This is a genomic window from Nocardioides sp. WS12 (assembly GCF_014108865.1).
Classification (GTDB): domain Bacteria; phylum Actinomycetota; class Actinomycetes; order Propionibacteriales; family Nocardioidaceae; genus Nocardioides.
The window spans coordinates 2,718,340-2,736,941 of sequence record NZ_CP053928.1; the positions used below are offsets into that span (position 1 = coordinate 2,718,340).

19 protein-coding genes are annotated in these 18,602 nt (G+C 67.2%); 12 read left to right on the forward strand and 7 right to left on the reverse strand.

Annotated elements, in window-relative coordinates; all coding sequences use genetic code 11:
* Positions 1 to 79: 79 nt before the first annotated feature.
* Positions 80 to 904, reverse strand: coding sequence for a class I SAM-dependent methyltransferase (locus tag HRC28_RS13175; protein WP_237111471.1), 825 nt, complete (start codon positions 902 to 904; stop codon positions 80 to 82).
* 148 nt (positions 905 to 1,052) lie between these two features.
* Here HRC28_RS13175 and rpsA point away from each other — a divergent pair, with 148 nt between their 5' ends.
* The 3 genes from rpsA (at position 1,053) to HRC28_RS13190 (ending at position 5,605) form a co-directional block, all read left to right on the forward strand.
* On the forward strand, positions 1,053 to 2,543 hold the full coding sequence (gene rpsA / locus HRC28_RS13180) for a 30S ribosomal protein S1 (RefSeq protein ID WP_182375969.1): 1,491 nt from the start codon (positions 1,053 to 1,055) through the stop codon (positions 2,541 to 2,543).
* A 377-nt stretch (positions 2,544 to 2,920) separates the two neighbouring features.
* On the forward strand, positions 2,921 to 3,865 hold the full coding sequence (locus tag HRC28_RS13185) for a helix-turn-helix domain-containing protein (RefSeq protein WP_182375970.1): 945 nt from the start codon (positions 2,921 to 2,923) through the stop codon (positions 3,863 to 3,865).
* A gap of 156 nt (positions 3,866 to 4,021) precedes the next feature.
* Entirely contained in the window at positions 4,022 to 5,605 is a 1,584-nt protein-coding gene (locus HRC28_RS13190) for a M28 family metallopeptidase (RefSeq protein WP_202033074.1), read from the forward strand.
* Positions 5,606 to 5,616: 11 nt separating this feature from the next.
* Here the strand turns inward: HRC28_RS13190 and HRC28_RS13195 are convergent, their stop codons facing one another.
* Positions 5,617 to 6,180, reverse strand: a complete 564-nt coding sequence (locus HRC28_RS13195) for an N-acetyltransferase (RefSeq protein WP_182375971.1) — start codon at positions 6,178 to 6,180, stop codon at positions 5,617 to 5,619.
* A 155-nt stretch (positions 6,181 to 6,335) separates the two neighbouring features.
* Between HRC28_RS13195 and HRC28_RS13200 the strand changes: the two genes are divergently transcribed.
* A complete protein-coding gene (locus tag HRC28_RS13200; protein ID WP_182375972.1) occupies positions 6,336 to 7,094 on the forward strand; it encodes a DUF2975 domain-containing protein in 759 nt (252 codons plus the stop codon).
* Positions 7,094 to 7,312 carry a helix-turn-helix transcriptional regulator gene (locus HRC28_RS13205; RefSeq protein ID WP_182375973.1) on the forward strand — a complete coding sequence of 73 codons (219 nt, stop codon included), beginning with the start codon at positions 7,094 to 7,096 and terminating at the stop codon, positions 7,310 to 7,312. The genes HRC28_RS13200 and HRC28_RS13205 overlap by 1 nt, the downstream gene beginning before the upstream one ends.
* A 9-nt stretch (positions 7,313 to 7,321) precedes the next feature.
* Here HRC28_RS13205 and HRC28_RS13210 read toward each other — a convergent pair whose 3' ends face one another.
* On the reverse strand, positions 7,322 to 7,948 hold the full coding sequence (locus HRC28_RS13210; RefSeq protein WP_182375974.1) for a LysE/ArgO family amino acid transporter: 627 nt from the start codon (positions 7,946 to 7,948) through the stop codon (positions 7,322 to 7,324).
* Positions 7,949 to 8,026: 78 nt separating this feature from the next.
* Between HRC28_RS13210 and HRC28_RS13215 the strand changes: the two genes are divergently transcribed.
* Positions 8,027 to 8,890 carry a LysR family transcriptional regulator ArgP gene (locus tag HRC28_RS13215; protein WP_182375975.1) on the forward strand — a complete coding sequence of 288 codons (864 nt, stop codon included), beginning with the start codon at positions 8,027 to 8,029 and terminating at the stop codon, positions 8,888 to 8,890.
* 21 nt (positions 8,891 to 8,911) lie between these two features.
* On the opposite strand, the gene HRC28_RS13220 is transcribed toward HRC28_RS13215, so the two are convergent.
* Positions 8,912 to 9,292, reverse strand: coding sequence for a Rieske 2Fe-2S domain-containing protein (locus tag HRC28_RS13220; RefSeq protein WP_182375976.1), 381 nt, complete (start codon positions 9,290 to 9,292; stop codon positions 8,912 to 8,914).
* 122 nt (positions 9,293 to 9,414) lie between these two features.
* On the opposite strand from HRC28_RS13220, the gene HRC28_RS13225 reads away from it, so the two are divergent.
* Both HRC28_RS13225 and HRC28_RS13230 read left to right on the forward strand, forming a co-directional pair.
* Complete coding sequence (locus HRC28_RS13225) at positions 9,415 to 9,924, forward strand: hypothetical protein (RefSeq protein ID WP_182375977.1); 510 nt, start codon at positions 9,415 to 9,417, stop codon at positions 9,922 to 9,924.
* Between the two features lie 119 nt (positions 9,925 to 10,043).
* Positions 10,044 to 11,264: a globin domain-containing protein gene (locus HRC28_RS13230; protein WP_182375978.1), complete on the forward strand. Its 1,221-nt coding sequence runs from the start codon at positions 10,044 to 10,046 to the stop codon at positions 11,262 to 11,264.
* 48 nt (positions 11,265 to 11,312) lie between these two features.
* On the opposite strand, the gene HRC28_RS13235 is transcribed toward HRC28_RS13230, so the two are convergent.
* The gene (locus HRC28_RS13235) at positions 11,313 to 11,909 is read right to left on the reverse strand and encodes a VOC family protein (protein ID WP_182375979.1); all 597 of its coding nucleotides are present in this window, start codon (positions 11,907 to 11,909) and stop codon (positions 11,313 to 11,315) included.
* A gap of 196 nt (positions 11,910 to 12,105) precedes the next feature.
* On the opposite strand from HRC28_RS13235, the gene HRC28_RS13240 reads away from it, so the two are divergent.
* Positions 12,106 to 12,861 (forward strand): hypothetical protein, encoded by a 756-nt coding sequence (locus tag HRC28_RS13240; RefSeq protein WP_182375980.1) that lies wholly within the window; start codon positions 12,106 to 12,108, stop codon positions 12,859 to 12,861.
* 589 nt (positions 12,862 to 13,450) lie between these two features.
* Here HRC28_RS13240 and HRC28_RS13245 read toward each other — a convergent pair.
* Complete coding sequence (locus HRC28_RS13245; protein ID WP_182375981.1) at positions 13,451 to 14,245, reverse strand: PIG-L family deacetylase; 795 nt, start codon at positions 14,243 to 14,245, stop codon at positions 13,451 to 13,453.
* Positions 14,246 to 14,376: 131 nt separating this feature from the next.
* On the opposite strand from HRC28_RS13245, the gene HRC28_RS13250 reads away from it, so the two are divergent.
* Complete coding sequence (locus HRC28_RS13250) at positions 14,377 to 15,009, forward strand: hypothetical protein (RefSeq protein WP_182375982.1); 633 nt, start codon at positions 14,377 to 14,379, stop codon at positions 15,007 to 15,009.
* Positions 15,006 to 16,178 carry a PrsW family intramembrane metalloprotease gene (locus HRC28_RS13255; RefSeq protein WP_182375983.1) on the forward strand — a complete coding sequence of 391 codons (1,173 nt, stop codon included), beginning with the start codon at positions 15,006 to 15,008 and terminating at the stop codon, positions 16,176 to 16,178. The genes HRC28_RS13250 and HRC28_RS13255 overlap by 4 nt, the downstream gene beginning before the upstream one ends.
* 55 nt (positions 16,179 to 16,233) lie before the next feature.
* On the opposite strand, the gene HRC28_RS13260 is transcribed toward HRC28_RS13255, so the two are convergent.
* Positions 16,234 to 17,079, reverse strand: a complete 846-nt coding sequence (locus HRC28_RS13260; protein WP_182375984.1) for a LysR family transcriptional regulator — start codon at positions 17,077 to 17,079, stop codon at positions 16,234 to 16,236.
* 128 nt (positions 17,080 to 17,207) lie between these two features.
* On the opposite strand from HRC28_RS13260, the gene HRC28_RS13265 reads away from it, so the two are divergent.
* Complete coding sequence (locus HRC28_RS13265) at positions 17,208 to 18,563, forward strand: LLM class flavin-dependent oxidoreductase (protein WP_182375985.1); 1,356 nt, start codon at positions 17,208 to 17,210, stop codon at positions 18,561 to 18,563.
* The last annotated feature ends 39 nt before the right edge of the window (positions 18,564 to 18,602 follow it).

Here is an 18,602-nt window from a genome sequence, read left to right on the forward strand (position 1 = left end):
GATCCACCCACTATTGACCCGCAGATGCCGCGCGGTGAGGCCTCAAACCGAAATCAGGACGAAGTCCCGATCGGTCTCCTCACGAATGACCAAGGTCGGCCCCGAAGAGCGCCGTTCCGGGGGTCAGGGTGCCCCGCACCCGGGACCAGCCACCCCAGAGCCGGTCGTGCTCGACGGGCCATTCCGGCTCGAGCAAGGTGGTCAGGTGGAAGCCGGCGCCGGCCAGCAACTGGACCCAGTCACCGAGCGTGCGGTGGTGTTCGACGTACGACGTCTGGCCGGTCTCGTCGTCGACCTCGACGTAGGGCGTGCGGTCCCAGTAGGACTGGGTCGCGGTGAGCCCGTCCTCGGTGGGGTCGTCGGGGAACATCCACCGGGTCGGGTGGGTGATGGAGAACGCGAACCGGCCGCCGGGGCGCAGGACGCGGGCGGTCTCGGCGACGGCGGTGTCGATGTCGGCGACGAACTGGAGGGCGCCGAAGGAGGAGAACACGACGTCGAAGCTGTTGTCGGCGAACGGGAGGTCGGTCGCCGTACCCCGGACGCTCGGCACGGCCACACCGGTGATCTCGTCGACGCGGCGCGAGTGCTGGAGTTGGCGGTGGGACAGGTCGAGCCCGAAAGCGCGTCCGCCGCGACTGCGGATCCATCGTGAGCACTGCCCGGCGCCGGAGCCGACTTCGAGGACGTCGCGGTCCTTGACCTCACCCAGGATCCCGGCGTCGGCCTCGGTCAGGCCCTCGGGGCCCCAGAGGAAACCGGCGTCGCCGAGGAACTCCCCGTGCGTCGCCTGGTACTCGTCGGCGTAGCGGTCCCAGTCGGCACCATTGGCGCTGCGGGACTCCTGTTCGTCGGCGGGTCGGCGGTGGGCCGTGACCGGCGGGTGGAGCCACTCCTGTTGCACGAAGAAGAGGATAGTGCCGCCGGTTGGACGTGCGTGCAGCGCGGCGCGTACTCTTGAATGTCCGCTTCCCCTCGGGAGGTGGTCCCGTGCCGCCCAAAGGGTGGTCATGGCCCAACTACATCTGCCCACCCAAGGACTGTCCTTACTTATGACGAGCACCCTCTCGACTCCGATCTCGAGCCACTACGACGACAACGCGCCCCAGGTCGCGATCAACGACATTGGCTCCGAGGCGGACTTCCTGGCCGCCATCGATCTGACGATCAAGTACTTCAACGACGGCGACATCGTCGACGGCACCATCGTCAAGGTCGACCGCGACGAGGTCCTCCTCGACATCGGCTACAAGACCGAGGGCGTCATCCCCTCGCGCGAGCTGTCGATCAAGCACGACGTTGACCCCTCCGAGGTCGTCAAGGTCGGTGACAAGGTCGAGGCTCTCGTTCTCCAGAAGGAGGACAAGGAGGGTCGCCTGATCCTGTCCAAGAAGCGCGCCCAGTACGAGCGCGCCTGGGGCACGATCGAGGAGATCAAGGAAGCCGACGGCGTCGTCGAAGGCACCGTCATCGAGGTCGTCAAGGGCGGCCTCATCATCGACATCGGCCTGCGCGGCTTCCTGCCCGCCTCGCTGGTCGAGATGCGTCGCGTCCGCGACCTGCAGCCCTACGTGGGTCAGACCCTCGAGGCCAAGATCATCGAGCTCGACAAGAACCGCAACAACGTGGTCCTGTCGCGCCGTGCCTGGCTCGAGCAGACCCAGTCCGAGGTTCGCCACGGCTTCCTCACCCAGCTCCAGAAGGGCCAGATCCGCAAGGGTGTCGTGTCCTCGATCGTCAACTTCGGTGCGTTCGTGGACCTCGGCGGCGTTGACGGTCTCGTCCACGTCTCGGAGCTGTCCTGGAAGCACATCGACCACCCGTCCGAGGTCGTCACCGTCGGCGACGAGGTCACCGTCGAGGTGCTCGACGTCGACATGGAGCGCGAGCGCGTGTCGCTGTCGCTCAAGGCGACGCAGGAAGACCCGTGGCAGCACTTCGCCCGCACCCACCAGATCGGTCAGATCGTTCCCGGTAAGGTCACCAAGCTGGTGCCCTTCGGTTCGTTCGTCCGTGTCGAAGAGGGCATCGAGGGCCTCGTGCACATCTCCGAGCTGGCCGAGCGCCACGTGGAGATCCCCGAGCAGGTCGTCCAGGTCAACGACGACGTCATGGTCAAGATCATCGACATCGACCTCGAGCGTCGCCGGATCTCGCTCTCGCTGAAGCAGGCGAACGAGACCACCGCGGCTGTCGACGTCGAAGAGTTCGACCCGACGCTCTACGGCATGCCCGCCACGTACGACGAGGCCGGCAACTACATCTACCCGGAGGGCTTCGACCCCGAGACGGGCGAATGGCTCGAGGGCTTCGACGACCAGCGCGGCATCTGGGAAGAGCAGTACGCCAAGGCGCACGCTCGCTGGGAGGCGCACGTCAAGCAGCAGGCCGAGGCGAAGGTTGCCGAAGCCGAGGCTGGCGAGGCGACGTCGTACTCCTCTGGTGGTTCGGACGACGAGCAGGCCGAGGAGACCGGCGGCTCGCTGGCTTCCGACGAGGCGCTGCAGGCGCTTCGCGAGAAGCTCACCGGCGGCCAGGCCTGATCCAAGGTCGTCGAGTAGCCGAGCCGCCAGGCGAGGCGTATCGAGACGCAAGCAACGAAGGCCCCGACCTCACGGTCGGGGCCTTCGGCTTGTTTTTGGGCCGAGCGCGTCTTCGGCGCTGATGCGGGCAGCAAGCTGCCAGTCACGACGCCTCTCGCCGCGCTGCCGGCCGTGCTTCACGCGAACCAGGGAGTCGGGCGACGGGTGGAGAAGTCGTCGTGGCGTACCCAGACGACGAGGGATCGAAGGGCCAGGGCCAGGAGGAGGATCAGGAAGAGGTTCATGGCAGTAATCATGCTCTTGTCTGATTCCTGCCACCAGTGGCAGAAAAGCCGCTTTGCGTTGATTTACTGCCACCTTCGTGGCACGCTGGCGGGATGCTGACCAATGTCGCCGTCCTGGCCTTCGACGGGGTGGCTCCGTTCGAGCTCGGCATCCTGTGCGAGGCCTTCGGGATCGACCGCACCGCCGACGGAGTGCCCGCCCTCGACTTCGCTGTCTGCGCTGAGAACAACCTCCCGATGCGCACCTCGATGGGCTTCAACCTGCAGACAGACTTCGGGCTGGATCGCGTCGCGGAAGCCGACCTGATCGGTATTCCGGCGATCCCGCGCGGGGGAGTGCCGTCCGACGCCGTCATCGAGGCGATCCGCGCGGCCTATGACCGCGGCGCGCGCATCATGTCCGCCTGCAGTGGCGCCTTCGCGCTCGGCGCGGCCGGCTTGCTGGACGGCCGTGAGTGCACGACGCACTGGATGTACACCGACGAACTGCAGCGCCGGTTCCCGGACGCGATCGTCGTGCCCGAGGTGCTCTACGTCGACACGGGCCAGATCGTCACCAGCGCCGGGAGCGCCGCCGGTCTGGATGCTGCGTTGCACATCTGGCGCCAGGAGTACGGCGCGGCGGTCGCCAACGTCGTGGCGCGTCGAGCCGTCGTACCGCCGTATCGCGACGGGGGACAGGCGCAGTTCATCGCGCGTGCCGTCCCGGACTGCGACGCCGACACCCTGCGGCCGTTGTTGACCTGGATCCTCGAGAACCTCGAGGAGGACCACGGGGTGGAGGCACTGGCGAAGCGCGCGGTGATGTCGCCGCGCACCTTCGCGCGCCGCTTCCGCGACGAGACGGGTACGACGCCGCACCACTGGGTGACGCGGCAGCGAGTCTCGGCGGCCGAGGAGCTCCTCGAGCGCACCGACCACCCGGTCGAGTGGATCGCCGGGGAGGTCGGTTTCGGCAACGCGGCCACCCTGCGCCACCACTTCGTGCGGGTGCGCGGGGTGAGCCCGCAGGCGTACCGGCGCCAGTTCGCCTGCTGACGCCGGAGGTATCGTTTTCGGGCATTGCCCGGTCGATGGTGCGGGCGTAGGTTCGGTTGCTTCGGAGGCGAATCACTCGGGTTCGCCCTGCAGGAGAGCGGTGTGCCGATGTCCCGTTTCATGGATCGAGCCCGACGAAGTAGGCGCTCCTGGGCGGTGGGACTGGCAGCCGTGGCCGTCGTGACGGTGATGGCGCCGACGACGGGCAGCACGGCGGCTCCGACGGCGGCGGGTCCGGTCTGTGAGCGTCGACAGAACAACACCTACGCAAAGTTGCTGGAGTGCGTGGGCGTGGCGGGCGTGCGCAAGCACCAGGCAGCGCTGCAGGCCGTCGCTGACGCCAACGGCGGCAACCGCTTCTCCGGGCTCGCCGGCTACGACGGTTCGGTCGACTATGTCGTCAGCACCCTGCGCGCGGCCGGCTACACCCCGGTCGTCCAGGAGTTCGACTACCTCGCGTTCGAGGTTGCCGGCCCCTCGTCGCTGCAGCAGACCCAGCCGAACCCGACGACCTACGTGGAGGGCGTCGACTTCGGTGCCATCACCCAGTCCGATCCCGGCGACATCACGGCTTCGGTCACGCCCGTGGACCTGGCGCTCGGCCTCGGCAACGCCTCGACGAGCGGCTGCGACGTAGGCGACTTCGCCGGCTTCCCTGCGGGGGACATCGCGCTGCTGCAACGGGGGACCTGCACGTTCGAGATCAAGGCCGAGAACGCCGCGGCTGCTGGTGCGGTCGGGATCGTGATCTTCAACCAGGGCAACACCGATGCTGCCGACCGGCAGGGCATCCCGGCGGTGACCCTCTCGGCCAACAACACCAGTGGCATCCCGGTCATCGGCACCACCTACGCGCTGGGCGCGGAGTTGGCTGCGACCCCGGCCCTGGAGATGCGGGTCTTCGCGAACACGTTGCGCCAGATCCTGCCGACGGCCAATGTGCTGGCCGAGAAGAAGGGCATCAACACCGACAACGTCGTCATGGCCGGCGCCCACCTCGACTCCGTCCTCGCGGGGCCGGGCATCAACGACAACGGTTCCGGAAGCGCGGCCGTACTCGAGACTGCGGTCCAGATCGCGAAGCTGAAGCCCGTCAACACCCTCCGGTTCGCCTGGTGGGGAGCCGAGGAGAGCGGGCTCGTCGGTTCGACGAACTACGTCAACGGGCTCAGCGCGGAGGAGAAGGACCGGATCGCGCTCTACCTCAACTTCGACATGATCGGCTCGCCGAATTACATCCAGATGGTTTACGACAGCGACGAGTCCGGGTTCGCCGCTCCGGTCACGGTGCCGCCGGGGTCGGTCGCGATCGAGGACCTCTTCGAGTCGTTCTACACCTTGCGGAGTGAGCCGTACGACGACGCGGAGTTCAGCGGTCGCAGCGACTACCAGGCGTTCATCAACAACGGGATCCCGGCCGGTGGACTCTTCACCGGGGCCGAGGTGCCCAAGACCGCCGAACAGCAGTCGATCTGGGGCGGAACGGCCGGAGCGCAGTACGACCCGTGCTACCACGCCGCCTGCGACACCTTCGCGAACGTGAGCACCGACGCCCTCGCGATCAACTCCGACGCGGTCGCCTTCGCCGTATTGACGTACGCGTTCTCGACCGAAGCGGTGAACGGCGTACCGGGCGAGCCGGTGCCCGGCGACCTCGTCATCCCGCCGCCGGCCGGACCCCAGGGGACGGTCGGGAGCGGCGGCGGGGGTGCCGAGGACAAGCACCTGCCGTCGTCGTAGAAGTCAGGACCTCAGAGGCGATTGAACGGCTCGGCGTAGGCGAATTGCCCGACAGGGTGCTCGCCCACGCCGAGCGCTCGCACCTGGAAGTAGTCGCCCCAGGCCGGGTCGGGTGATGTGACACCACGCTCCCGCGCCGGCACGAAACCGAACCTCGCGTAGTAGGCCGGGTCCCCGAGGAGGGCGACGAGAGTGTCGCCGGCCGCCTCGGCGCGGGCCAGCAGGTCGCGCACCAGCATCCCTCCGACGCCCGCGCGCTGGTGGTCGGGGCGCACGCTGAGTGGTCCCAGGCCGAGCGCCGGCGCGCCATCGACGTGCGCCCGGGTGGCCACGACATGGCCGACGATCTGGTCCCCGGAGGTCGCGACCAGCGAGAAGCCAGGCAGCCAACCGTCGTCGTCGCGCAGCCAGGTCAGCAGGTCGACCTCGCCTGGCGGCCCGCCGGGCCGGGTTGGTGGCGCCGAGTGCTCGGCGAGCGAGAAGGCAGCGGCCACGACCGATGCGATCTCGTCGACGTCGCTGGCGAGCTCTCGGCGGATCTCGAACGAGGTGGGCGCGGGGTCGGCAGGAGTCATGGTGCGACGCAGGCTAGTCGTCTTGCCCACCCGACTCGACCGATTTTCGGTACGGAAGGCTGCTCGGCGCCGGGCCTCCCCATCGACATCGCTTCACGATATGCTCATATCGTTTCGCGATATGCACGGCTGCTTGCAAGAAGGAGAGTGGAGTCATGCCACGACAGAAGGCTTTCCGGATCGCGAGCGGGGTCGCCCTCGTCGCGTGGGTGGGTACGACCCTCGCTGGCCTGCTGGTGGCCGCTTTCGGGGTCATCGGGCTCGCGGGATGGGGTGACTACCGGTACCACGTCGATGTGCCCCTACCCCTCCTGTCGCTGGACCTGGATTTCCAGCCGTCCTGGGAGGTGGTGCAGTTCGGCGACGTGTGCGACCAGGTCAACATTCGCGAACCGGCGCAGGACTGCTACAACCTCGTGCTCGCACAGGGGGAGCAGCGGATGGACGGCGACGTGATCCTGCAAGGCGACGTGCAGCCGGTCGATGCTGCCCTGTCCGGTCGGCTCTTCCTGGACGCCGAACCCGGTTGGGATTCGCTCATGGCCTCCCTGTACGGGATGCAGGTGCTGGCGATGCTGGTCCTGGCCTTCCTCCTCGCGCAACTGTGGCTGCTGCTGCGCACGGCTTCTCAGGGCGAGACGTTCTCCGGCCCCATGGTCCGTCGGCTGCGCATCATCGGCGGGACGATCGTCGGCTGGGAGTTCCTCGAACCGTTCCTGTGGCTCTTCTTCAGTCCCAAGGCCAACGACTACCGCGAGATCACCATCGGGCCGTGGCCGCATCTCTCCTTTGCCTCAATGGAGCCCGGCGGGCCGAGTTGGACGGTCGTCTCGTTCGGACTGCTGTTGCTCCTGCTCGCCGAACTCTTCCGCCATGGCGCTGACCTGGCTGAGGAGCAGAGGCTGACGGTCTGATGGCGATCGAGATCCGTCTCGACCACATGCTGCTCGAGCGCAAGATGACCCTGACCGAACTCGCAGAGCGCGTCGGCATCACGGTCGCGAATCTCTCGATCCTCAAGACCGGCAAGGCGAAGGCGGTGCGCCTGTCCACGCTGGACGCAGTGTGTCGCGAGCTTCAGTGCCAACCCGGCGACATCATCGTCCGGGTGGACGAGGCCAGCAGGTCGTGAACCTGTCGCTCACTCGAAGGCGAGTTTGAGTGCCACGAGGATCATCGTGGCGGCGATGAGAAACTCGAGGACCTTCCATGCGGCAGGTCGGGCAAGCAGTGGTGCGAGGGTCCGTGCGCCGAAGCCGAGAGCGGCGAACCAGATGATGCTGGCGACGATCGCTCCGACGCCAAACCACCATTGACCGCCCATGACGCTGGTGGCGTCGTCGTTGTGGGTTGCTGCGATGGCGCCGATGAGCAGAACGGTGTCGAGGTAGACGTGGGGGTTGAGCCAGGTGAGGGCGACTGCGCGGCCGATGACCCTTCCTCGAGGCTCGGCCACCGCTGACGCTCCCGGGTCGCCGAGCGACTCGGTCCGGAATGCGCGGCGGAGCGAACTGGCGGCGTACCAGAGCAGGAAGGCCACGCCTGCCCAGCGGACGACGTCGATGACCCAGCTGGCGTGGTCGACCACCGAACCGATGCCGCCCACGCCGGCGAGGATGAGGACGGCGTCAGAAGCGGCGCAGACAGCGACGACCGCGCCGATGTGGTGGCGGATCACGCCTTGGCGGAGGACGTAGGCGTTCTGGGCGCCGATCGCCACGATCAGGGAGCCGCCTGTGAAGAACCCGGCAGCAGCAGTGGAGAGCACGCAATGAACGTAGGTCTGTGGTGGCGTGAAGACCAGCGAATGTTTCTACAGCGGGTGTAGTCGTGCTTCACTGCGAGGATGAGGTACGACGCTGCCCAACTGGAGACGTTGCGACTGATCGCGGACGAAGGATCCTTTGAGGCCGCAGCGCGCAAGCTTCATCTCACTCCCAGCGCGGTCAGCCAGCGCGTGCGTGCCCTCGAGGTGTCCGCCGGGCAAGTGCTCGTTCGGCGTACGTCGCCAGCCGAGGTCACCGCGGCAGGCGAGCCGCTCCTTCGGTTGGCCCGTCAGGTTCACGTTCTCGCGGCCGAGGCGGAATCCCTGCTGTCGGATGATGGAGTCGTCGAGCTCACCGTCGCGATCAATGCGGACTCGCTGGCCACGTGGTTCCGCCCGGTCCTCGGGCAGGTTGCCCGGCGGCCCGGGACTGTTCTGCGCCTCCAGGTGGAGGACGAGGCCCACTCGCACGCGCTGCTCCGCCGAGGCGAGGTCCTCGCGGCGATCACCAGCGAGCCCACACCCGTTCAGGGATGTTCGGTCGAGCATCTCGGGAACCTTCGTTACCTACCGGCCGCTGCTCCTGAGCTCCTGGAGCGTCACCGTAAGGGTCGCGGCGTCGACTGGAGTGCGATGCCGATGGTGGTGTTCAACGAGAAGGACCAGCTCCAGGACGTGGTCCTTGCCACCCACGGCGCCCAGCGCCCCGCTGTTGTGCACCGAGTGCCCACGTCGGCCGACTTTCTCGCTGCCATCTCAGGGGGCTTGGGGTGGGGGATGGTCCCCGTCCCGCAGTTCGTCTCCGATGACCTTGTCCGCCTACCTGGGGCGAAGCCGCTCAGCGTGCCGCTCTACTGGCAACGGTGGCGGCTCGAGAGCCCCGGCCTTGAACTACTCACCCGCGATGTGAAAGCCGCTGGACGCAACATGCACGCGGCGCAGTGACACGCCCGCTTTCGCGGCGGTTCAGAGCTCGACGTAGACGTCGTCCCCCTCGACGATGACGTCGTAGGTCGTGAGCGGAGATGGCTTCTTGCCCAGTGCGATCAACTTGCGTGACCAGCGGGGCATGTCCTTACCAGCAAAGCCGGGCGCCCAGTCGAGGTTGTCCCCTGACGCGAGGTCGAACGCGGAGTTGTGCCATGGGCAGACGACCTGGCCGTCGGCGTACCTCAGGCCTCCTGGCCCCTTGGTGAGGGAGAGGCCCAGGTGCGGACAGCGGTTGCGCGCTGCGCACAACGAGTCCCCGGCGAGACCAACGACGATGGACGTGCCTGCAGCATCCACGGCGTGCAGTTTCCCGTCGGCGAAGTCCGCGACGCTTCCGACCCTGATTCGACCTGACATGTCACATCTCCTCGTTCCGGTGTCTGGCTCCGTTCTACCAGCGCGCTGTCGTTGGCGTCACTGTCGCTCGCGGCACCGCAATGGTGTCGCGTCTGAGCGCCGAGCGGTTTACGTTGACCGGCATGCAGGTGAGATTCGAGCGCACCGGGCAACGTCGATATGCGGTTGCCGTCGTCCGCAGCCAGCACGGTGACCTCCGCATGGACCCGGCGCCCGGGTACTCAGAGCTGATCCCTCATGACCTCGTGCACTGGGTGGTCGAGGAGGAGTTCGGCCTGCGGGACGGGATCTTCGGCCAGCTCGCTGCGGGCGGGAACGCCGGGACGTTCGTGCCGACTGAGGAGCTCCGCACCAAGGCGTGGGCGCGCCAGGTCGAGCGACGCAACCGGTCCACTGGCGCCGACATGGGGCGATCGGAGGACCTTGTTGCCCAGGTCTACCCGCGCTGGCTGCGACACAGCGGCCATCTTCCCGGCAGCCACTATGTGCTCCAGGACCCTCCGCCGACCGACCTCCGCGACGCTGACCTCGACCGGGCGATCAGGCGCATCGACGTACTGTCCGGCCAGTGGCGTGCCGTCGACGTCGGCGGGTCGATGTCGGTTCAGTGGCCCTGGCCCGAGCGCGCCTGAGGTGTTAGGGACCTTTGGCACTGCCGTGGCCCGACGGCCGGTGTTCCAGTGGAGCGAGATGACGCCGTCCCTTGGAGATCGCGCATCCGTTCACGCTTCCCGACACCCCACGGAGTCCCATGCTGTCCACCAAGTCCGCCCAGGTCGTCAAGGCCACACTGCCTGTCATCGGTGCCGCCATCGGCGACATCACGCCGGTCTTCTACCAGCGAATGTTCGCCGCCCATCCTGAGCTCGAGCGCGACCTGTTCAATCGGGGCAACCAGGCCCAGGGTGATCAACAGAGCGCGCTCGCGGGTGCGATTGCCGCCTACGCGACTCTCCTGGTGGCCGATGACGGACGCGACCCGCTCGACGTGCTGGGGCGTATCGCGCACAAACACGCCTCCCTCGGCATCACCGAGGACCAGTACCCGATCGTCCATGAACACCTCTTCGCCGCCATCGTGGAGGTACTCGGCGACGCCGTCACCCCTGAGGTCGCCTCCGCCTGGGACGAGGTCTACTGGCACATGGCCGGCGCTCTGGTCACGATCGAGAAGCGGTTGTACGCCGAGACGGGCGTGGCAGACGGTGCTGTCTGGCGCACGTTGGTTCTACGGAGTCGTCTTCAGGAGTCACCCGACACCGTGTCCTTCGTCCTCGGCACGGCTGATGGCAGCGCGCTGCCGGAGTCCCGTCCGGGCCAGTACGTCTCGGTGCAGGTGGCCCTGCCCGACGGCGCCCGCCAGATCCGGCAGTACAGCCTCACCCACGCTCCGGAGGTGAGCGAATGGCGGATCTCGGTCAAGGCACTCCCCGCGCGGCCCGGTGACGATGCAACCACCCTGCCGGCTGGTGAGGTGTCCAACTTTCTGCACCGGGAGCTCTTCGAGGGCGACGAGATCTCGGTGTCGGCGCCCTTCGGTGACCTGGTCCTGCAGGACTCCGAGGATCCGTTGGTGCTGATCTCCGCCGGCATCGGTATCACTCCGATCATCGGGATCCTGCACTACCTGGCCGGCACCGGTTCGAAGCGCCGGGTGCTGGTCCTGCATGCCGACCGTTCGCCGGCCCGGCACGCGCACCGCCAGGAGTTGAAGGAACTCGTGGCTGCGTTGCCGTCCGCCACACTGCACCGCTGGTACGAGGACCTCGGCGTACGGCCGCCCCGAGACGTCCTCAGCGCCGGTCGGGTCGACCTCGGACTGGTGGAGATTCCGGCAGACGCGCAGGTGTACCTGTGCGGTCCACTGCCCTTCATGGAGTCCGTACGCCGCACTCTGATCGAGCGGCACATTGCCGAAGCCGACATCCACTACGAGGTCTTCGGACCGGACAAGTGGCTGGCCTCGGCCTGAATCAGCGGCTGTGCTGCACGATCAGAACGGGCAGCGCCTTGGCGCGGCTCAGCGCGGCAGGGGGTTCGGTCCGGTCGCTGTCACCAGTCGCTGAGGAACCCAGTCCTCGACATGACGAAAGCCTGGCTTGAACGGTCCGGCGTCCTGCTCGACCGATGCTCGCAGTGAGTGCCGGTAGAACTTCACGTGGGTGAAGTCCTCGAACAGGATGTAGACGGGGTCAGGGTTGCTGCTGGGGCCTTGGAACTGCTGCCCGGTCAGCACCGGCTTGTTGACCGCGATGAACTCGTCGAAGGAATCTCCGACCACGACCCCGAGGTGTTCCAAGCCCATCTTGTACACCCGCTGGTGCACCGGAGGGATGAGCTCGATGAGCGAGACCTCCTTGCCATCGAGAACCTCGAGTGGCTCGGCGAGAACCATCAAGGAGATCGGCCGGCCGTTCCAGACGTTCTCGCTGTTCATGACCGCAAGGTTCTCGAGCTGGCCACGCACTCGGAGGTAGTCGTCCCACTCGGCCACGCGGACGGCGAGGTGGCTGAGAGCACAAGAACTGATGTCGATGCCCCGGTCGAGCAAACCTCGCTCCTGCTTGGCTGCGAACCCTCGGTAATCTCCGATGATCGCGCCCACTGGATCGGCCATGGCAGTCCCCTTCCTGCCGAAAGCCTAGACCGGCCGGCACATGATCCACTCGACCGCGCTGCCGGGGATCCGGACGTCCCAGACGCGGCGGCATGACGCTGGCCCTTGGCTGTCGCCGGCTGAGTGCTGGCTCCACCTGATTGTGAGTGGCGAAAATAACCAGTCAGGAGTACCCTCTTGTCAAAGGAGAGCGATCATGAGTACCAAGACGCATCACTTGACACCTGCTCCAATTGTCGAAAAATCTGATCTCGAGGGCGACGTGCCGACTCGTAGTAGGTATCGCACGCTCGTTTCCAAAGGCATCGTCTCGGCTGGTTGGCAGGTCCCATTGCGTACCGGACGCGGTCTCAGTGGATCCCGAAAATTTCACAGTGTTCTATCGACGCTCGCAGTAAAGGCGCTGAGTGCTGGAGACGAGTCGAGCGCGTCATACCTAGGTGCGGAAGCCCGGAGGCTCGAAGAGCTCTTTGGTGATGAGGTCGTCCAGTTCCTCGTCGACAGGCCAGCGGCCGACCTACCGCACGCCGCCTTCTATAGGCGCTTGGTGCAAGCAACGGACGACGCAATCGACCGGTGGCCCAATCGGGTCGACTTCTACTACGGGGCCGGAGTGATTCTGGCGATCACCGAAGATGACGTCCGCATCGACGTAACTAACAAGAAGGGCGAAGAGGTCGAACTGGCGCTTCCCGCCGACCTGGCCCGTATCCAGGGACTAGATGTAGGAGGCAAAGTGTGGGTGCTTCGTAGTCTGACCGGCCGGCGAGCGACGGTGGAGATGATCGACGCGGTGGACATGGACTGGGTGGACGCGACGTCGCCGTCTGGCAGTGACTACCTGGAACGCGGCGCCGGCGGCACGAGTCTGCCGGCGGACGCGCTTGCAGCGCTGGCGCGCATTCCTAAGGGCGCAATACCGGTGGCAAAGATCAAGCGGCTTGCCGGTTGAGGCTGGTTTGGCGCGAAGCGGCCAAGCAGGACCGCGATGCACTCCGCCGCTTCCAGTGCACGACGCCAGAACCGAAAGTGCCGGGCCGGCGGCCGAGCCCGCATCCAAAGCCCTGGGAGCTGGAAGTTCAGAAGGCGATCCACCTTCTTGCTCCGCCTGTGGCGGGCCTCGACGGAACTTGCCTGCTTGGCTTCGAGGAAGGCGGCGACCTGTCCGCGGTTTCGCTCTGGTGCCCGTTGGTCGACCTCCCCGGAGTCCACAAGATTCGCCTCATTGGCGTTTCGACGGCGCACCGCGGCCAAGGCAGCGTTGTGGCGCGCGATTGCTTGGAACGGACTCTTGCGTTGCTCGCTGCCGAGTCACCGGGTGGGCGCGTCATGGGGCTCATTGCGCAACCGAACCTGCCGAGCCAGCGACTTGTTTCCTCTTTCGGATTCGTACCAATCGAACTTCCCGGGATTGATTCCACCCTCGGTGCATGGGCTGTCGACCTTCCCGAATAGCCGGCAATGACCCGCAACCGGAGTCATTTGGTCGTTCGCGGCTGAGCGACGCTCTCGGTCCGACGACAGCAGCGACGCCCGGCCCGTCAGGAGAGGCCGTCGAAGAGGTCTGTCAGCGCCGGCGTTTCGGCCTCGGGGGGCGGCCAGGCGATGACATGCCATTCGTACTTGATCCGCTTGTTCCACTGCTCCGGATTGTCTGGGTCATCGGACATGACGTGGTGCTGGCTCCGGTGCTCACGCAATCCGGCGCCGATGCGATCCGCGACGGTACGGCAGTCGATGGTGATCCCGATGCGCTCGTCGGGGACGCCGCGCAGGTGGTAGACCTCGGTCGGATCGAACGCGAAGAGCCCGAGTTCGCGGCGCCGCTCGTTCCAGCGGTCGACGACAGACTGCGGGACCGCCGTGTGCGCCAACCGTCGGAGCCCGAACTTCCCCCGGGCTTGCACCCGGAAGAACGCCGCGTCAGTCGCGGCGCCGATCGTCACGTGATCGGGGTGACCCGATATTCCGTCGGGTCCGAACGTGACAACGACAGACGGCTGCTCTTCGAGAAGGACCTGCTCGAGCGCCGCCACGACATCGTCCAACGGGACCGAAGACACCCCGCCGTCCGGCAGGCCCAGCCACTCGTGCCGGTCCGGGACCCGGCCGAGAGCAGCCCATGCCGCCTCATCCTCGGCTTGGCGCACCGAGGCCAGCGTTTCGCGCGTAGCTGCAAAACCCTCCCGGATGTCGCCCAACTCGCCACGTGTCGCGTGGACCAGGACGAAGCGGAAGTCTGGCTCGTCTGCATGGAGAGCGATGGTTCCGGCGATGGCGTGTGCGTCGTCGTCCGGGTGCGCGACTACACACACGAGGGTTCGGTTGCGAGGCACGCTCGCCAGTATGAATGAAGCTGCTGTGCCTGCCCGGCAGATACGCGGCGTATTGATGATGGTCCGGCAGGAGTCGGGCCGGTAGCGTTTCGGATGACTCGGCCGGCTCGCGCGTCCCGATGGGAAGTCAAATGATCGTTGAAGATGTTGCCGGGAGTGCCCCGAACAGGGTCCCGGTCGAACACCGGTGGTTCGGGATGGATCGTCGTACGGCGCCCTTTGCGTGGGTGGTGATCGCGGTGTTCCTGGTCGCCACGGTCGTGGTGCCCCGGATCGACCATGCGATCTCCTGGGACGACCCGGCCAGGGCCGGTGACCAGCTCCAGCTCGCCGACGGGCTGACGTTCGCACCGGCAACGGGCTGGAACGTGGAGAAAGGGTTCCGCACCGGTAGCGCCGCTGCCGTGAGCTACGGCGCCGCCGTACTCAACGACGACGGCGTCACCTTCTCCGTCCTGCCCGGAGCGTTCTCCGGCAGCCCGACGGAGCTGCTGAAGCAGATCGACAAGGTGACCAGCTCGACCGGCCACGACGACACCTTCAAGGTCTCCGGGGATCCGACGACGATCTCGACCGATGCCGGCGAGGTCGGGGTGCTCCAGACCTACAGCAGCGTCCTCGGGGACGGCATCATCGCGGCCTTCGTGATCGACGGGACCGGCCTGCAGGTCAAGGCCTATGGGCCGCCCGATCAGATGACCGCCGCGAGTGACGAGATCCGGGCGATGATCGCCAGCATCTCCACGAAGGGTGGTGCAGCGTGAGCACCGACGCCGCCACCCGACAGCGCGAAGCGCTCGAGACCTCCGGCTGGGGCGAGAAGTTCCAACTCGTCCAACCGCGCAACCTCAACTTCTGGGTCTACCTCGCCCTGACTGGAGTCGGGCTGTTCCAGGCCTGGTCGTTCTTCGGCCCCTCGGTCGGGTTCTACGCCGACGCCTTCGCCGTCGGCGCCGTCCTGTGCACCGCATGCGGTGCAGCATGGTGGCTCTGGCTACGACACATCGACCGGTGGGAACGGCAACCCGCCGGCCTGGTGACCGCCGCACTCGTCTGGGGTGCCGTCGCCTCGACGTTCGGGTTCGCCATGACGGTCAACACCGCGATGCTGAGCATCTACGCGAAGCTCTTCGGTCAGGACTGGGCGGCCAATTGGGCGGCCGGCCTGACCGCGCCCTTCACTGAGGAGTCCGCAAAGCTCTGCGGTTTCCTCCTCCTGATGGGCCTGGCGCCGCGCCTGGTGCGCACCGCCAACGACGGCCTCGTGATCGGCGCCTTCATCGGTCTCGGGTTCGCCACGTTCGAGAACTTTCTCTACGCCGCCAACTCGACCGCCAACGCCTTCGGCACCGACCCCGTTGGCAACGCTGCCCGGATCTCCGCCACCCGGATCGGCGTCAGCTTCGTCTCCCATCCGTTCTTCAGTGCCCTCGTGTGCTGCGGCGTGATCTACCTGATCGGCACGACTGCGCAGCCTCGCCGGCGAGCATTCGGAGCAGGCCTCGTCCTCCTCGGCATGTTCTTCCACTTCACCTGGGACGACGCGGCCGGCCTCGGCGGTGGGAACGGTGCCGTGCTCATCCTGGTGATGGCGGCATCCGCCATCCTCGGCCTCAGCACTCTCCGGTACGCGTTCCGGCAGGCCGCACCCTGTGAGCACCAGTTCGTCCGCGACATCCTCGCCCCCGAGGTCGCGGCCGGAGTCATCAACGACAACGAACTCGACAGCATCCTCGACAAGGCTGCCCGCAAGGCGTACCGGAAGTCCTCGCCCCATCGGAAGGCGAAGCGAGCGCACAAGCACCTGAGGCGCGCCATCCTCGACCTGGCCCACGAAATCGGAGCCTCGCGGGGCGCCGACACCGACGATGTTGCGCGTGCGCGCGCGGAGGTCACCCGACTGCGGGCCTCCGCTGCAGGCGCATCCTCCTGACAGGTCGCGGTGGTCAGCGGCGCGCAGGATCCCCACAGTTCACGCAGAGAGCGCGTCAGCACCGGTCGAGCAGTGGTCGGATGGCGTCGGCTGTGGTCCGAGTTACCCCGGTAGGTAGGCCGGGTCGCGAGCAGACGTAGAGACGGATCGGTCGGGGCGCGGGCAGGTCGTCACGACGGACCAGGCCGGCGGGGGTCTGGCCGAGGGTGGCCATGAGGGCGACGCCGACGCCCGCGCCGACGGCCGCCTGGACGCCGGCGAGCTGCGTCGCCTCAGACCCGATGATCGCGGGCACGCCATGGTCAGCGAGTGTCTCGAGGGCGCGGCTGCGCAGGGCGCAGGGGCTGTCGAAGGCCACCACGGGCAGCGGGTGCGGTGCGGCGGGTGGGGTCCACGTGGGGGAGGAGTACCACGCGAGCTCGAGGTCTCCGACGGGCAGCGCGTGCGGGTCGTTCGCGTTGAGCATCAGGGCGAGGTCGATCGATCCGGCGGCCAGTCCCTCGCGGAGCCGGTTGCCGCGGTCGATGCGGAACCGGAAGCCGAAGGCGCCCTTCTCCTCGAGCGCGGCGGCGAGCGAGGGGAGGAGTTGGGCGGCGGCGTGCTCGGTCGAGCCGATGGTCACCTGCTCTGTCCGTTCGACCGAGAACGCGCGCAGCGTGTCGTCGTGAGCGGCGAGGATCTGGCGGGCGTGGCCAACGAGCTGCTCGCCGCTGGCGGTGAACCGGGAACCGCGACCGTTCTTCTCGACGAGCCGGGTGCCGACGACGGCCTCGAGGCGTCGTACGTGCTGGCTCACGGCGCCCTGGCTGAGGTGCAGGTGGGTGGCTGCGCGCTGGAATCCGCCGCAGTCGGCAATGGCGACGAGGCTGCGCAGCGGCCCAATGTCAAGCAACTTGGTCATAGAACAAGAGTAACCGTGTTTGATCACGGCGCGTGATCGGTTCGGATCATGAACCCTCCTTGGACCCGTCCCTCAAACTCCAGTAGTTTAATAGACAAACATCAACTCAACCGAGGGAGCAGGCCGACATGGCGTCGAAGCGGGAGATCCACCTGGGCGCGGTGCCCTACGGCACCGGCGGTCCGGGCAGCCACACCCTGTGGCTGGACCCGGAGATCCCGGGCGATGCGAGCGTCGATGTCGCGTGGTTCACCGAGATCGCCCAGCTGGCTGAGCGGGGCCGCTTCGACCTGCTGTTCATCGTCGACAGCCAGTTCATCACGCCGTACTCGCCGCCTCACTACCTCAACCGGCTCGAACCGTTGACCCTGCTGAGTGCTCTCGCCACCCAGACCAGCCGCATCGGTCTGGTGGGCACCGCGACGACCAGCTTCAACAGCCCCTTCAACCTGGTACGACGACTCGGCTCGCTCGACCTGATCAGCCGTGGTCGCGCCGGCTGGAACGTGGTCACCACGGGCGACGCGGGGACGGCCACCAACTACGGGCTCGAGGAGCACTACGACTACGACACCCGCTACGGCCGGGCCCAGGAGTTCGTCGAGCTGGCGCGGGCGCTGTGGGACTCCTACGAGGACGACGCCTTCGTCCGTGACCGCGAGAGCGGGGTCTTCCTCGACCGCAGCAAGCAGCACGTGCTGAACCACGAGGGTGAGCACTTCAAGGTCCGTGGCCCGCTCAACCTGCAGCGCTCGGCGCAGGGCCACCCGGTCGTGTTCCAGGCCGGCGACTCCGACCAGGGCCGCGACCTCGGTGCCAGCGTCGGCGAGGGCATCTTCACCCACGCGCCCGACATCCCCGCGGGCCAGGCGTTCTACGACGACATCAAGACCCGCGCCAGGGACAGGTTCGGGCGCAACCCGGACCACCTCGTGGTGATGCCCGGCATCAAGGTCGTCGTCGGCGACACCGACGAGGAGGCCCGTGAGATCGAGGCGTTCAACAACGACCGCGACCACACGTTCTCTGCCGCGCTCGCGGAGTTCGGGCGAGCGTTCGGCTGGCATGACTTCACGCAGTACGACCTGGACGCGCCGTTCCCGGCGCAGACCCTCGAGCACGGGCGCCGGTCGTTCTTCACCCAGGCGAAGGCGGTCACCGACCGGGCCGTCGAGAACGGCTGGACCTTGCGCCAGACCGTCGAAGCCACGCGCTACTTCCGCAAGAGTGAGTTCGTCGGTTCGCCCACGACCGTCGCCGACAAGCTCATCGAGTGGTGGGACGCACGCGCCTGTGACGGCTTCAACGTCGGCGTCGACCACCCGGCCAACTTCCGTCGCTTCGTCGACGACGTCGTACCGATCCTCCAGGAGCGCGGTGTCTTCCGCGCGGACTACGAAGCAACGACCTTGCGGGGGCATCTCGGGCTGCCCCACCCGGTCAACCGTCACGCCGCGGCTCGCGCGGCCGGCGAGACGGCCTGAACCCCGGGCGTCCGGCCGCACCCGCCGGGCGCCCGGCTG